Origin of the sequence: Streptomyces apricus, from assembly GCF_008369065.1 — a bacterium.
Lineage (GTDB): Bacteria > Actinomycetota > Actinomycetes > Streptomycetales > Streptomycetaceae > Streptomyces > Streptomyces apricus.
Genome location: NZ_VDFC01000045.1, coordinates 7847 through 22089 on the forward strand (window position 1 = coordinate 7847; position 14243 = coordinate 22089).

General features: G+C 74.0%; 14 protein-coding genes and 1 pseudogene. 9 read left to right on the plus strand and 6 right to left on the minus strand.

Annotated elements, in window-relative coordinates; translation table 11 throughout:
- The 3 genes from FGF04_RS19990 to FGF04_RS40120 all read left to right on the plus strand — a co-directional run.
- On the plus strand, window positions 1–1032 hold a 1032-nt coding region (locus FGF04_RS19990; protein WP_328596406.1), incomplete at its 5' end, for a sugar phosphate isomerase/epimerase family protein.
- A complete protein-coding gene (locus FGF04_RS19995) occupies window positions 1029–2489 on the plus strand; it encodes a glycosyltransferase family 4 protein (protein WP_188114153.1) in 1461 nt (486 codons plus the stop codon). The genes FGF04_RS19990 and FGF04_RS19995, both read left to right, overlap by 4 nt.
- Window positions 2486–3469, plus strand: coding sequence for a PIG-L deacetylase family protein (locus FGF04_RS40120; RefSeq protein WP_188114154.1), 984 nt, complete (start codon window positions 2486–2488; stop codon window positions 3467–3469). The genes FGF04_RS19995 and FGF04_RS40120 overlap by 4 nt, the downstream gene beginning before the upstream one ends.
- Before the next feature lie 98 nt (window positions 3470–3567).
- Here FGF04_RS40120 and FGF04_RS20005 read toward each other — a convergent pair whose 3' ends face one another.
- Together FGF04_RS20005 and FGF04_RS20010 are read right to left on the minus strand one after the other, a co-directional pair.
- Window positions 3568–5289: a sensor histidine kinase gene (locus FGF04_RS20005; protein WP_149512693.1), complete on the minus strand. Its 1722-nt coding sequence runs from the start codon at window positions 5287–5289 to the stop codon at window positions 3568–3570.
- 125 nt (window positions 5290–5414) lie between these two features.
- A complete protein-coding gene (locus FGF04_RS20010; protein WP_149512694.1) occupies window positions 5415–6137 on the minus strand; it encodes a response regulator in 723 nt (240 codons plus the stop codon).
- A gap of 385 nt (window positions 6138–6522) precedes the next feature.
- On the opposite strand from FGF04_RS20010, the gene FGF04_RS20015 reads away from it, so the two are divergent.
- From FGF04_RS20015 to ppk2, 3 genes are all read left to right on the plus strand, one after another.
- Entirely contained in the window at window positions 6523–6999 is a 477-nt protein-coding gene (locus FGF04_RS20015) for a pyridoxamine 5'-phosphate oxidase family protein (protein WP_149512695.1), read from the plus strand.
- A 122-nt stretch (window positions 7000–7121) separates the two neighbouring features.
- Entirely contained in the window at window positions 7122–7586 is a 465-nt protein-coding gene (locus FGF04_RS20020) for a cyclic nucleotide-binding domain-containing protein (RefSeq protein WP_149512696.1), read from the plus strand.
- A 108-nt stretch (window positions 7587–7694) separates the two neighbouring features.
- Window positions 7695–8498 (plus strand): polyphosphate kinase 2, encoded by an 804-nt coding sequence (gene ppk2, locus FGF04_RS20025; protein ID WP_149512697.1) that lies wholly within the window; start codon window positions 7695–7697, stop codon window positions 8496–8498.
- 54 nt (window positions 8499–8552) lie between these two features.
- Here ppk2 and FGF04_RS20030 read toward each other — a convergent pair whose 3' ends face one another.
- Window positions 8553–9404, minus strand: coding sequence for a sensor histidine kinase (locus FGF04_RS20030; RefSeq protein WP_149512698.1), 852 nt, complete (start codon window positions 9402–9404; stop codon window positions 8553–8555).
- Window positions 9405–9654: 250 nt separating this feature from the next.
- Complete coding sequence (locus FGF04_RS20035; RefSeq protein ID WP_149512699.1) at window positions 9655–10251, minus strand: DoxX family membrane protein; 597 nt, start codon at window positions 10249–10251, stop codon at window positions 9655–9657.
- Window positions 10252–10548: 297 nt separating this feature from the next.
- Here FGF04_RS20035 and FGF04_RS20040 point away from each other — a divergent pair, with 297 nt between their 5' ends.
- Both FGF04_RS20040 and glpK read left to right on the plus strand, forming a co-directional pair.
- A complete protein-coding gene (locus tag FGF04_RS20040; protein WP_149512700.1) occupies window positions 10549–11394 on the plus strand; it encodes an MIP/aquaporin family protein in 846 nt (281 codons plus the stop codon).
- A 52-nt stretch (window positions 11395–11446) separates the two neighbouring features.
- On the plus strand, window positions 11447–12964 hold the full coding sequence (gene glpK / locus FGF04_RS20045; RefSeq protein ID WP_149512701.1) for a glycerol kinase GlpK: 1518 nt from the start codon (window positions 11447–11449) through the stop codon (window positions 12962–12964).
- 75 nt (window positions 12965–13039) lie between these two features.
- Here the strand turns inward: glpK and FGF04_RS20050 are convergent, their stop codons facing one another.
- On the minus strand, window positions 13040–13645 hold the full coding sequence (locus tag FGF04_RS20050; protein WP_149512702.1) for a TetR/AcrR family transcriptional regulator: 606 nt from the start codon (window positions 13643–13645) through the stop codon (window positions 13040–13042).
- 155 nt (window positions 13646–13800) lie between these two features.
- On the opposite strand from FGF04_RS20050, the gene FGF04_RS20055 reads away from it, so the two are divergent.
- Complete coding sequence (locus FGF04_RS20055) at window positions 13801–14151, plus strand: TetR/AcrR family transcriptional regulator (protein WP_149512703.1); 351 nt, start codon at window positions 13801–13803, stop codon at window positions 14149–14151.
- Window positions 14152–14192: 41 nt separating this feature from the next.
- Here the strand turns inward: FGF04_RS20055 and FGF04_RS42075 are convergent.
- A pseudogene (locus FGF04_RS42075) lies at window positions 14193–14237 on the minus strand (hypothetical protein); the annotation flags it as partial.
- Between the last annotated feature and the right edge of the window lie 6 nt (window positions 14238–14243).

Here is a 14243-nt window from a genome sequence, read left to right on the forward strand (position 1 = left end):
ACCGTCTCCTCCGCCGGCGGGCTGCGCTACGCCTACAACACCAACGGCATGACCTCGCACCGGCTGGACGACGCGCTGGCGCTGCTGGCCGACACCGGGTACGACGGGGTCGCGCTGACCGTGGACGTGGCCCACCACGACCCGTTCGCACCGGCGCTGGCGTCGCGCACCGCGGCGCTGGCCCGCCGGCTGGACCGGCTGGGTCTGGGCAGCACCGTGGAGACCGGGGCGCGTTTCCTGCTGGACCCGCGGCGCAAGCACGAGCCGACGCTGGTCACCGCCGATCCGGCCGGGCGGGCCCGCCGGCTGGCGTTCCTGCGGCTGTGCGTGGACGTCGCCGCGGACCTGGGCAGCGAGGCGGTCTCGTTCTGGGCCGGCGTGCCGGCCCCGGGCCTCGACACCTCGCCCGGCGCGGCGGCCTGGGAGCACCTGGCCGAGGGCGTACGCGCCGTCGTGGCGCACGCGGCCCGGCGGGGCGTGGTGGCGGCCTTCGAGCCCGAGCCGGGCATGCTCGTCGAGGACTGCGCGGACTGGTCCCGGCTCGCGGCCCTCGCGCCAGGGCTGCGGCTGGCGCTGGACACCGGACACTGCCTGGTCACGGGCGACTTGACGCCCCCGCAGGCGGTACGGCGTCACGCCGCGGACCTCGGTGCGGTCGCCGTGGAGGACATGCCGCGCGGCCGGCACGAGCACCGGGCGCCCGGCGAGGGCGACATGGACCTGCCCGCCGTCCTGGGCGCGCTGCGCACCGTACGGTATGGGGGCCTGGTGAGCCTGGAACTGTCACGCGACGCGCACCGCGCCGACACGCTGGTGCCGGCGGCGCTGGAGGCGATGCGACACGCCGAGCGCGCCTGGGCGGACGGCGCCCGGGACGCAGCTCAGGACGCGGCTCAGGACGCGGCTCAGGACGCACCTGCCGCCCCACCCACCGCACCCGCTCCACCCGCTTCATCCACTGCGTCCGTTCCACCCACTGCGTCCGCTCCACCCGTTCCGTACGGGGTGACCGCTTCGGAGGTCGTGCGATGAGGATCTGCTTCGTCTCGCGCCGCTACTGGCCGGCCGTGTCGGGCATGAGCGCCTACGCGGAGAACCTGCTGCGGTCGCTGACCGCGGTGGGGCACGAGGTCGTCCTGGTGTCCCAGTACCGCGGCGACCGCGAGGGCCGCGCGGTCTACGGCGGCGGCCCTCCCCCGCCCGAACGGGTCCCCGACGGGGTGCGCCTGGTGGCGGTGGAGTCGCTGGGCGAGCAGGCCGTGGGAGCCGGGCTGCCCGCGGACTTCGAGGCCGACGTGGCGGCGCTGTCCGACACCGTCGCCGGCCTGCACGCCCGGGAACCGCTCGACGTCCTGCACGCCCAGTACGGGTACCCGCCGGGGCTGGCCGTGCTGGACGCCTCCGACCGGCTCGGCGTCCCGGCCGTGGTCTCCATCCAGGGCGGCGACGGCCACTGGGTCGGCACCTGCTGCACCACCCACCGCACGGCGATCCGCCGCGTGCTGCGGGACACCCCGGCCCTGCTGATCGGCTCGCCGTCCTTCCGGGCCGAGGTCGCCGCCCGCCACGGGGTGCCGGCCGAGCGCTTCACGGTGGTCCCCGGGGCCACCGACACCGACCGCTTCCGCCCGGTGCCCGGCCGCCGCCCGGGCACGGCCGGTGATCCGCCGGTGCTGCTCTACCACGGCCGGATCGACGTACGGAAGGGCGTGCTGGACCTGCTGGAGGCGGTCCGGCTGCTGCTCGCGGAGGGAAGGCGGCTGCGGCTGCTGGTCTCCGGCACCGGACCCGACCTGGACCGACTGAAGCGCCGGGCCCGGCGGGCCGACCTGGTCGACGCGGTGGAGGTGCTGGGGCCCACCGGCTACCACGACGCTCCCGAGGTCTACCGCAGGGGCGACGTCTTCGTCAGCCCCACCTGGGCCGAGGGCTTCTCCAACACCATCCTGGAGGCGATGGCGAGCGGGCTGCCGGTGGTGTCCACCGACACGGTCGGGGTGGTGGACTGCGTACGGGACGGTGTCAACGGGCTGCTGGTGCCCTCGCGCGATCCGCATGCGCTGGCCGGCGCCGTCGGGCGGATGGTCGACGACGCGCCGCTGCGGCACCGGCTGGCGGAGACCGCATTGCGGCAGGTGGCGGCCCAGTGGTCCTGGCCGGTGGCCGCCGCCCGCATCGGCGCCGTGTACGACGAGGTGCGCGCGGCATGGCCGACGAGACCCACCACCTCCGGCACGGCTCCGGGCGACCGGACCGGGCCGCCCGGCCGCCGGGGCAGTGGACGTGGCGGGCGTGGCGGGCGTGGCGGGCACGTCGCGGAGATCGCCCCGGCGCGCCGCGCCGTGCTTACCGCGCGCCGGACCGCGGGGACCGCCCCCGGGACCTCGGGGACCGCCGCGGAGCAGCCCCTGGTACCCGCCTTGGAGCAGCCCCCGGTGCCCGACGTGGACCTGTCCTGCCGGTTCCGCTACGCGCCCCACCTCCTGTGAACGCATCCTCGGTCACGCCCGCCGCCCCCACGGCCGTGGCCGTCAGCCCGCACCTGGACGACGCGGTCTTCTCCGCCGGCGGGATCCTGGCGCTGCTGGTCCGGGCGGGCTGGCGGGTGCAGGTCGTCACCTGCTTCACCGCGTCGGTCGACGACCCCGGACCCTTCGCCCTGTCCACCCAGCTCGACAAGGGACTCGCGGCCGACGTCGACTACATGGCGCTGCGGCGTGCCGAGGACCATGCCGCCCAGCGGGCGCTGGGCACGCTGCCCCCGGTGCACCTGCCGTTGCCCGAGGCCCCGCACCGGGGGTACGCCAGCGCGCCGGAGCTCTTCACGCCCCCGCGCCCCGACGATCCGGTGGGGACGGAGCTGTGGCAGCTGCTCGCCCCCCACCTGGCACCGGCCGACCTCGTGCTGGCGCCGCTGGGGATCGGGGACCACGTCGACCACCTGCTCACCGCCCGCGCGGTCGCCGCCACCACGTCGTACGCACAGGTCGGCTGGTGGCGCGACGTCCCCTACATCGCCCGCGCACCGCGGTCCGCCGTCCCGACGGAGCACGGCCCGCCCGGGACGACCACCGGAACGACCGCCGGGACGACCGACGAGAGGACCGGCGAGAAGACCGATAAGAGTGCGGGCGAGAGGACCGACGAGGAGACCGCCGACGTGACGGCCCGGGTGGCGGCGCAGGTGGAGGCCGAGGCGGCAGCCGAGCTGACGGCCGACATCGGGGCCGTCCTGGCGGACAAGACCGCGGCGGCGCGGTGCTACGCCACCCAGCTCGGCTTCCAGTTCGGCGGCGCCGGACGAACGGGCGAGGTGCTGTCCGCCGTGGCCCGGTCGGAGGCCGCGCGCGCGGGCGCGCCGTACGTCCACGGCGAGACGCTGCAGGCGGGCCCGGCAGCCCAACAGGCACTGCGGTCCGGCCTGTTGCAGGCATGCCGGTACGAACGGGCGGGACGCCGTACCCCGTAGGGCCGACCCCGGAGCCGGAGCGGAACCGACAGCGGAGCCGGAGCGGAGCCGGAGCAGAACCGGCAGCGGAACCGGCGGCGGAAGAACCCGGCCGGGCCCTACCGCCCCACCGGCGCCCACCACACCACGGTGGTGCCGCCCTCCTGAGGGCTGCTCAGGTCCAGTTCCCCGCCCAGCTGCCCGGCCCGTTCCGCCATGTTGCGCAGCCCGCTGCGGCGGCCCCCGGCCGGGAGGCCCACGCCGTTGTCGGAGACCGTCAGGCGGACCTCGCGCCCGTCGGTCTCCAGGACCACCGCCGCCCGGTCGGCCCGCGCGTGCCGGGCGATGTTGGTCAGTGCCTCGGAGAGCACGGCCACCACGTGGTCGGCGGTCTCCCCGGGGACCTGGGTGTCCACGAGCCCCTCCATCCGCAGGCTCGGCGCGAAGCCCAGCACCGGCACCGCTTCCTCCACCACCCGCACCACCCGCGCCCGCAGAGCCCGGGACACACCCTCCTCCCGCGCGCGCAGACCGAAGATGGTCGACCTGATGATCTTGATGGTCTCGTCCAGGTCGTCCACCGCCCGCGCCACCCGTTCCGAGGCCTGCGCATGCACGATGAAGCGGCCGGCGCTCTGCAGGGTCATGCCGGTGGCGAACAGCCGTTGGATCGCCAGGTCGTGGAGGTCTCGGGCGATGCGGTCACGGTCCTTCAGGACCGCGATCTCCTCGGCGTCCTGGCGCCGTTCGGCCAGCTCCATCGCGACGGCGGCCTGCGCGGCGAACCCCCGCAGCGGCTCGGTCTCCTTCTCGGTGAACACCGTCCGGCCCGCTTCGCGCACCAGCAGGACCATCCCCCGTACGCCCTCGCCCGTCCCGATGGGCACGGCGATCGCCGGGCCCATGCCGGTGAACCGCGGCGGACCGGAACCGGCCCGCTCCTCGGCCGAGATGTCGGCGCTCGCGACCGCCTCGGCCCGGGCGAACGCCCGCCCGATCAGCCCCTCCTCCACCGGCAGCACCAGCCCGCGGTGCGCCTGCGCCCCTTCGCCGAGGGCCAGTTCGACGGTGAGCGAGTCGGTGTTCTCCACGGGGACCGCGACGACGGCCAGGGTCGCCGAGGTGATCTCCCGGGCCCGCTCGGCGATCAGGCCGAGGATCTCGCCGCGGTCGCTGCCGGACATCAGGCGGTGGGTGATCTCCGCGCTCGCCTGCAGCCAGCGCTCGCGCAGCCGCGACTCCTCGTACAGCCGGGCGTTGTCGATCGCCACGCCGGCCGCCACGGCCAGCGTCGACAGGACCGACTCGTCCTCCTCGTCGAACTGCTCCCCGTCCCGCTTCTCGGTCAGGTAGAGATGGCCGAAGACCTGCTCGCGCACCCTGATCGGGACGCCGAGGAAGGTCTCCATCGGCGGGTGGTGGGGCGGGAAACCGTAGGAGGACGGGTGCTCGCAGAGCCGCGCCAGGCGTAACGGCTCCGGATGGCGGATGAGCTCGCCGAGGATGCCGTGCCCCTCCGGGTAGGGGCCGATCTCGGCGATCTGCTCCTCACCGACCCCGATGGTGTGGAAGGCCGACAGCCGCTTGCCGTCCGGCCCGATCACGCCCAGGGCCGCGTACCGCGCGTCCACCAGGACGGCCGCGGCCTCCACGATGCTGTGCAGGGCCTGTTCCAGGTGCAGTTCCCGGCCGACGGAGAGCACGGCCTCCAGCAGGCTGTGCACCCGGTCGCGGGTGCCGCGGGCGGCGTCCAGCCTGGCCTGCAACTCCTCCAGCAGCTCGTCCAGCCGCAGCTGCGGCAGCCGTACACGGGCCTGTCGGGACCCCTCGGAGCTTCCCACCGGTGATCCTCCAGGTCCCCTCGACGCACCGCCGCCCGGCCGTTGCGGCCGGGTGCCACGGTATCGGTCCGGTGCGGATCCGGTGGAGGAGCGGTGCGGGAGGGGACGTGGCGCGGGCAGCCCGTTCAGCGCCCCGCGTCCCGCTGGTCGTCGTGCCCGTGCCCTTCGTACCTGCGTCTGTCCTCGACCTGGGTGGCGATGACGGCGGCCTGGATGCGCCGTTCGACACCGAGCTTGGCGAGCAGCCGGGAGATGTGGTTCTTCACCGTCTTCTCGGCGAGGTACAGCCGCTGGCCGATCTGCCGGTTGGTCAGCCCCTCGCCGATCAGCGCCAGGATCTCGCGCTCGCGGACGGTCAGGCCGGGCAGCGCGTCCGGCTCCTCCTTCGGCCGCTCGCCCTCCCGCAGGCGGGCCATCAGCCGGGCGGTGGCGCTCGGGTCGAGCAGGGACCGGCCAGCGGCCACCGTACGCACCGCGGACACCAGGTCCGAACCCTGGATCTGCTTGAGGACGTAGCCGGAGGCCCCGGCCATGATGGAGTCGAGCAGGGCCTCCTCGTCGTCGAACGAGGTCAGCATCAGACACGCCAGCTCCGGCAGGCGGGAGCGCAGTTCGCGGCAGACGGTGACGCCGTCGCCGTCGGGCAGGCGCACGTCGAGGACCGCCACCTGCGGCCGCAGGGCGGGCACGCGCGCCAGGGCCTGGGCGACGGTGGCGGCCTCGCCGACCACGGTGATGTCCGGCTCGTCGTCGAGCAGGTCGTGCACACCGCGCCGGACGACCTCGTGGTCGTCCAGCAGGAAGACCCGGATCGGGCCGTCGGCGCCGGGCCGTTCGCTGTCCGCCATCGGACGCTCCTTCCGCGCGCCGGACCCCACGTCCGCGCCCCGTGTGCCGGTCCCGTCGTGCACCGGCCTCGTCGTGTACCAGCTTCGCCGTGTACTGGCTTCGCCGTGTACTGGCTCTGTGGTGCACCGGCTCTGTGGTGCGCCGGTTTCCTCCGTTCCTGGATCTTTCCCGCCCGGGGGGCCGAACGGCCAGGGCCGGTCGGCCCTACTTCCCCACGGGACAGGCTCTCCACGCGCGTCACGCCGGCCGGTCTGCCGCCGGGAGGGCGTCCCCGCACGGACGGGGCCCAACGGCCCTAGCGTGCGGCGCCCGCGGCCGGTTCCAATGGCCCGACCGGCCACGCCCCGCGGCGTGCAACGCAACGCATCCGTACGGAAGTCCGCCATGGTTCCCCACAGCACCGAGCCGGTCCCCTCCGGACCCCGTCAGAGCATCGCGCTCGGCAGTGACGAGGCCCTGCGGCTGCTGGGCAGCGTGTCCCTGGGCCGGATCGTCTTCACCCGGTACGCACTGCCGACCGTCCGCCCCGTCAACCACGTGCTCGACGGCGGGGACATCGTCATCCGCACCCACGAGGGGGCGGCGCTGACCTCGCGCGCGGGGCGGACCGACGGCCCGGGGGTGGTCGTCGCCTACCAGGCCGACGCCATCGACGGGATCACGCACCTGGGCTGGAGCGTGGTGGTCACCGGCTGGGCCCGGCTGGTGACCGACCCGCGCGAACTCGCCCGCTACCGGCGCCTGTTGCACCCCTGGGCGGAGCAGTGGGCCATGGACTACGCGGTCCGCATCCGCCCCGACCTGGTCACCGGCATCCGCCTCACGGCGGCCGGACCCGGCGGGGGCGGGGACCCCGGCTGAACAAGGGGTTCCGCGCATGGGCCGGGGGTCCCGGGCCCGGGGGCCGTGCGGCCCATGGTCCGGGCCGSGGCCCGGGCGGACGCTGGACGCGGCAGGACCGTATGCACACCTGGAGGCACGTCATGAACGATTCCGTCACGTCGAGCATGGTGCGGGCGCTGCCCGCCCCGCACCGGCAGCAGTTGATGGACCTCGCGCGCGAGGTGTCCTTCGAGCCGGGCGCGCGTCTCTTCGAGGAGGGCGGGCGCGCCGACCGGTTCTGGATCGTGCGCACCGGCACGGTCGCCCTCGACATGCGGGTGCCCGGCCGGCGGGCGGCGGTCATCGAGACGCTGGGACACAACCAGCTCGTCGGCTGGTCCTGGCTGTTCGCCCCGCACTCCTGGCACCTGGGCGCCGAGGCGACGAGCCCCGTCCGGGCCTACGTGTTCGACGCGGCGGACGTACGCGCCCTGTGCGGGAGCGATCCGGCGTTCGGGATGGCGCTGGCGCAGTGGGTCGGTGACGTGCTCGCGCACCGCCTGCGCTCGGCCCGCACCCGGCTGCTGGACCTGTACGCCCCCTACGGCAGCGGCAGCCTGCTGTAGCGGCGGCCACGGCACGCGGCCGTGGCGCTCCCGGCGTGCGCGACCCCCGCACCGGTCAGTACGGTGCTGTCCTGGTGTCCGGTGTCCGACCCGGCGGGMGGAGGCGGCATGGCCGACAAGAAGGCGGCGACCCTGCCGCGCAAACCGTACGAGCGCGAGCTGCTGCGCCTGCAGACGGAGTTGGTGAAGCTCCAGGAGTGGGTGCGCGCGGAGGGCGCCCGGCTCGTCGTCGTCTTCGAGGGGCGCGACGCGGCGGGCAAGGGCGGCACCATCAAACGGGTCGCCGAGCACCTCAACCCGCGGGTCGCCCGGATAGCGGCCCTGCCCAAACCCACCGAACGCCAGCGCACCCAGTGGTACTTCCAGCGCTACGCCGAGCACCTGCCCGCGGCCGGCGAGATCGTGCTGTTCGACCGCAGCTGGTACAACCGGGCCGGCGTCGAGCACGTCATGGGCTTCTGCACGCAGGAGGAGTACCGGCGCTTCCTGCGTCAGTGCCCGGTCTTCGAGCGGATGCTGGTGGAGGACGGGATCGTGCTGCGCAAGTACTGGTTCTCGGTGAGCGACGCCGTGCAGCAGGAGCGGTTCCGGCGCCGGCTCGACGATCCGGTACGGCGGTGGAAGCTGTCGCCGATGGACCTGGAGTCGGTCACCCACTGGGAGGCGTACTCACGGGCCAAGGACGAGATGATGGTCCACACGGACATCCCCGAGGCACCGTGGTTCGTCGTGGAGAGCGACGACAAGCGGCGGGCCCGCCTCAACATGATCGCCCACCTGCTGGGGTCGCTGCCCTACCACGACGTACCGCCGCCCGTGCTGGAGCTGCCGGCGCGCCCGCCGTCGACCGGGTACCAGCGGCCGCCGCGTGATCTGCAGACCTACGTGCCCGACCACGCGGCGAGCCTCTGAGCGCCGGGCCTGCCGGGCGGCCCCGGCCCGCGCCGGGGGACGGCCCGGCACCGGTCAGTGTCCGCCGGGTCCGGGCCCCTCGGGGGCGCCGGAGTCGGCCGCCGCCGTGCCGCCCTCGTCGCCGAGGGCGAAGACGCTCTCGCGCAGCGCCCTGATGACCCCGTCCAGCTCGGCCACGCCGTGCAGCAGCCGCCGCTGCGCGGGCCCCTCGCCGATCATCGCGGCCGTGGCGTGCAGGTCCAGCCCCGCTTCGAAGATCCTGCGCACCACGCTCTCGCCGAGATCGGCGGCGATACGGTCCCGCTCCCGGGCCAGCGACAGCTCACGCACCTCGGCCTGCAGCGCCGCGTTGGCGACGAGCGAGGTGCGGACACGGTCCCGCAGACCATGGGCGGCCACGGCGATCAGCCCGCCGACGGCGCTCCAGAGCAGCACGCGTCTGAGGACCACGTCACCGGGTGTGGACTGGACGAGGGACGACACCAGTTGGACGGCCACCACCGCCACCACCACGCAGGCCGACTCCCACCGGCGGTGGAAGAGCACCGACCAGATCAGTGGGACCAGCAGGACGAGTCCCACCCCGGAGGTCACGCCCGACGCCAGGATCAGCTCCAGCACCGAGGCGGTGTGCACCAGCGGCACCAGGACCGGGGTCCACGCCGGCAGCCGCCGCCACGGCAGGAGGAAGGCTCCCGCGCACACGAACAGCAGGGCGATGCTGGCGACGTACTCCGGCCAGGAGTACACGTCGCCGTCCGGCACCAGGATGCTGAGCGTGGCCACCACGGCGACCAGCCCGAACGGCGCGACCCTCGGCACCAGGCCGGGGCGGCGGAACTGCCACCCCGTGGTGTCCCCGTCGGTGTCGGTCAGTGCCTGCCAGTGTTCGGTTGACTTCTCCACAGCACACCCCCGTCGGCCGGAGCGCTCGAAGGCCCCGCCGTGAGGCATGTGCGACCGTGCGCATCATATTGACGCACGCGCCCGACATACAGGGAAGATGCACGCAAAACAGCGACAGGACCGTACGGGATCCGCTAGTGGTCCCCGTGGGGCTCACGGTGCCCGGACCGGGCCTCGCCGCCGCCACGGCGACGGGTGCGGCGGCACGGCGGACGCGGCGGCCCGTGGCGGGCCGCCGCGTCCCGTGCGGTCACCTCAGCCAGGCGTGGTCGCGGACGACGGGCAGTCGTCCCCAGACCCGGCCCAGGCCCCAGGCGGCTCCGGCGCCCAGGGCCGCGAGCGCGACGAGGGCCGCGGCGTAGACGACGTGGTAGTCGACGAACGGATTCGTCGACATGCTGGGCGTGCCGTCGGACAGGTGCTGGGCGGGCGGCCATTCGGCGACCCACATCAGCGCCATCATGGCGGTCCCGGCCACCGCCGCCGGGCGCAGCGCGACGCCGGCCGTGACCGCGACGCCGACGCCCAGCAGCCCGAGCATGAACAGCCAGTCGGCCCAGCCGGCCCCGGCCCAGTCGTGGAACGTGGACTCCATCGGCCCGACCGCCACACCGCTGAGGAACCCCTTGGTGGGCGAGCCGCCGTCGATCCAGCCCTTGCCGGACGGCGTCGCGTAACCGAGGCCGAACGTCTTGTCCAGGAAGGCCCACAGGAAGACGAACCCGGTGAGCAGGCGCAGCGCCGCGAGGGCGACCGCGCGCCCGGGACGCGTGCCGTCCGGGACCGGCGCCGCGTCCCGGGAGGAGGGAGGTGCCGGACTCCGGTGAGCGGGCTCGTGCACGGCCATGACGGGGGTCCCTTCGTACTGGTCCGGTCGGTCTCTGTCACCTCCCACTCTCGTGGCGCGGGCCGCCCGGCACCGGATGCCGAAGGTCCGCAGCCGTGGGGCTGAACGGCCCCACGGGCAGGGCCTGTCGGGGACACCCGCGGCGCGCCCCCGCGCCGGGACGGACGGCCGGTCCCGGCACCGCCCCCGAGCGCAGGGCGGAAACTCCTGAAATGCACACTTTCGTGAACCGCCATAGCCTGGCAGATATCGCTGGAGCGGTCGATGGCCGGCAAGGCCGGCGGAGGGTGAGCTTCCATGGCTGAGCAGCGCATTCGGTCCGGTCTGGTCGGCGAGTTGTCGGCCGAGTTCGCGGGCACGCTGATCCTGATTCTCTTCGGCTGCGGCGTGGTGGCGCAGGTGTCCGCGGGCGGTGCCCTGACGGACCCGGCGGGCGGCCTCGGCGACCACGACAGCATCGCCTGGGCGTGGGGCCTGGGCGTCACGCTGGGCGTCTACGTGGCGGCGCGGCTGAGCGGCGCCCACCTCAACCCCGCGGTGACCGTCGCGCTCGCCGCGTTCAAGGGGTTCCCGTGGCGCAAGGTGGCCCCGTACGCGCTGGCGCAGACGGCCGGCGCCTTCGTGGCCGCGCTCCTCGTGCGCTGGAACTACAGCGAGGCGCTGGCGAAGGCCGACCCGGGACACACCATCAAGACCCAGGGCGTGTTCTCCACGCTGCCGGGCAACGGCAATCCCGCCCTCCCGGTCCACGAATGGGGCGCCTTCCGCGACCAGGTCATCGGCACGGCCATCCTGCTCCTGCTGATCCTGGCCGTCACGGACCTGCTGAACACACCGCCGGGCGCGAACCTGGGGCCGTTCATCACCGGTCTGATCGTCGTCGCCATCGGCATGGCCTGGGGGACGAACGCGGGGTACGCCATCAACCCGGCCCGTGACTTCGGACCGCGCCTGGCCAGCTTCTTCACCGGCTACGGCGGGGCGTGGCGGGACCAGTACGGGAACCTCTACTTCTGGGTGCCCATCATCGCCCCGCTGATCGGCGGCCTGCTCGGCGCGGGCCTGTACAAGGTGTTCATCGGACGCTACCTGCCGTCCGGGGAGACCGAACCGCCGGGACGCATCCCGGCATCGAAGGACTGACCCGGGACACGACAAGGCACGCAGCGACCACGACGGCCGGAGGCGGCGACCCATGGCGGACTACATCGGCGCGGTGGACCAGGGCACCACCAGCACCCGTTTCATGATCTTCGACCACACCGGCAACGAGGTGGCGAAGCACCAGCTGGAGCACGCCCAGATCCTGCCGCGCTCCGGCTGGGTGGAGCACGACCCGGTGGAGATCTGGGAGCGCACCAACTCGGTGATGCAGAACGCCCTGCGCTACGGCGGTCTGTCGGGCACCGACCTGCACGCGATCGGCATCACCAACCAGCGCGAGACCACGGTCGTCTGGGATCCGCGCGACGGCCGCCCGTACTACAACGCCATCGTGTGGCAGGACACCCGTACGGACGCGATCGCCGCGGCCCTGGAGCGCTCGGGCCGGGGTGACGTCATCCGCCGCAAGGCCGGGCTGCCGCCGGCCACGTACTTCTCCGGGGGCAAGATCCAGTGGATCCTGGAGAACGTCGACGGGGTGCGCGAGGCGGCGGAGCAGGGGCATGCGCTGTTCGGCAACACGGACGCCTGGGTGCTGTGGAACCTCACCGGCGGCCCCGACGGCGGCATCCACGCCACGGACGTGACCAACGCCAGCCGCACCATGCTGATGGACCTGGAGACCCTCGACTGGGACGAGGAGCTGCTGGGCTTCTTCGGCATCCCGCGGGCCATGCTGCCGGCCATCCACCCCTCGTCGCACGCCCAGGCGTACGGCGTCACCCGCAGCTCCCGGCCGCTGCGCGCGGCCGTCCCCATCGGCGGCGTGCTGGGCGACCAGCAGGCGGCGACGGTCGGGCAGGTCTGCTTCTCGCCCGGGGAGGCGAAGAACACCTACGGCACGGGCAACTTCCTGGTGCTCAACACCGGTACGGAGCTGGTGCGTTCGCAGCACGGTCTGCTCACGACGGTGGCGTACCGGTTCGGTGACGAGCCCGTGGTGTACGCGCTGGAGGGGTCGATCGCGGTGACGGGCTCGGCCGTGCAGTGGCTGCGCGACCAGATGAAGGTCATCAAGACCGCCGCCGAGAGCGAGGAACTGGCCCGTACCGTCGAGGACAACGGCGGCATGTACTTCGTGCCCGCCTTCTCCGGGCTGTTCGCACCGTACTGGCGCTCCGACGCGCGCGGGGCGATCGTCGGGCTCGCCCGCTACAACGACAACGCGCACCTGGCGCGGGCGACCCTGGAGGCCATCTGCTACCAGAGCCGCGACGTGGTGGAGGCCATGGAGCAGGACTCCGGGGTCCACCTCGACGTGCTCAAGGTCGACGGCGGGGTCACCGCCAACGACCTCTGCATGCAGATCCAGGCCGACGTCCTGAACGTCCCCGTGAGCCGTCCCGTGGTCGCCGAGACGACCGCGCTCGGCGCCGCCTACGCGGCGGGGCTGGCCACCGGCTTCTGGCAGGACACCGACGAACTGCGCACGCACTGGCAGGAGTCGAAGCGCTGGGAACCCGCCTGGTCCGACGAGCAGCGCGCGGAGGGCTACGCCGGCTGGAAGAGGGCCGTGGAGCGCACGCTGGAGTGGGTCCAGGTGCCGTAGCCTCCCGGCCGGCCGCTCCCCGGCGGGACCCGGGAGCGGCCGGACCAGGTCCGGATCAGGTCAGGTCAGGTCAGGTCAGGACCGGGCCAGCGCCCGGGTCCAGTGGCCGGTGATCTGGCGGCGCAGCAGTTCCGTGTCGACGCGCGCGGGATCCACCAGCCGCTGCAGGCCGATGCCGCACAGCTGCGCCACGAGGGCGATCGCGGTCAGCCGGGGGTTCACGTCGGCGCGGATCGTGCCGTCGGCGATCCCGGCGGTGAGGTCCTCGCACAGGTCGTCGTGGAACGCCTTGTCACGGCGGCGGAAGAGCTCGGTCAGCTCGGGCGTCGTCGCTGCCTCGGTCCACAGGGTCAGGAAGACCCTGTTCAGCGCCCCCATGCGGCCCAGCTCCCCGACGTAGCCGTCGATCAGGCGCAGGAGGCGGTCGAGGCCGGGGGGCAGGCCGTCGAGGCCGGGGACGAATCCGGCCTGGGCCGTCTGCGCCAGGCGTTCGACCAGGGCCTGCTTCGAGCCGAAGTAGTGGGTCACGAGCCCGCGGCTGTAGCCGGCCCGCTCCCCCACCCGGGCCAGCGTCAGCGCACTCACCCCCTGCTCGTCGACCAGTTCGACGGCGGCCCCGAGCAGCGCCGCCTCGGCCTCTTCGCGGCGCTGCTTCTGCGTACGGCGGGTGACGGTGGTCATGGACGGAACCGTACAACAAACTTGTCATACGGCCAACAAGTGAAGCAGAATGGCGGCGCCAGCGACGCGATCGCCGGGTTCCCCTCCGGGCGGACCCCGACGCGTGCAGACGCGCCCCCGGGGCGTGTCGCGGACCGGACGGAAGGCAGGCGCGGATGCGACCCCCTCGATGTGCGCCCCGATCGGACGCCCGGGCCAACCGCGCCCGCATCGTCGAGGCCGGACGGTCCGTCTTCGACGGCGACCGCTCCGCGGGTCTGCAGGCCGTCGCGAAGGCGGCCGGCGTCGGCCAGGGGACGCTGTACCGGCACTTCCCCGACCGCGAGGCCCTGCTCCTGGCCGTCTACGAGGAGGAGGTGGCGGCGCTCGCCGCCGACGCCGCGCACCTGCTGTCCGGGCACGGGCCGCTGGAGGCGCTGCGGCTCTGGTTCGAGCGCCTCGCCGCACACGCGCACGGCACGTACGGAGCGTCCCTGGCGGTGGCCGCCGCCACCTCCTCCTCGTAGACGGCCAGGAGCAGGGCCTCGCGGTCGGGGGAGTGCCGGTACAGCGTCCCCTGGCCGACGCCGGCCGCCTTCGCGACGGCCTGCAGACCCGC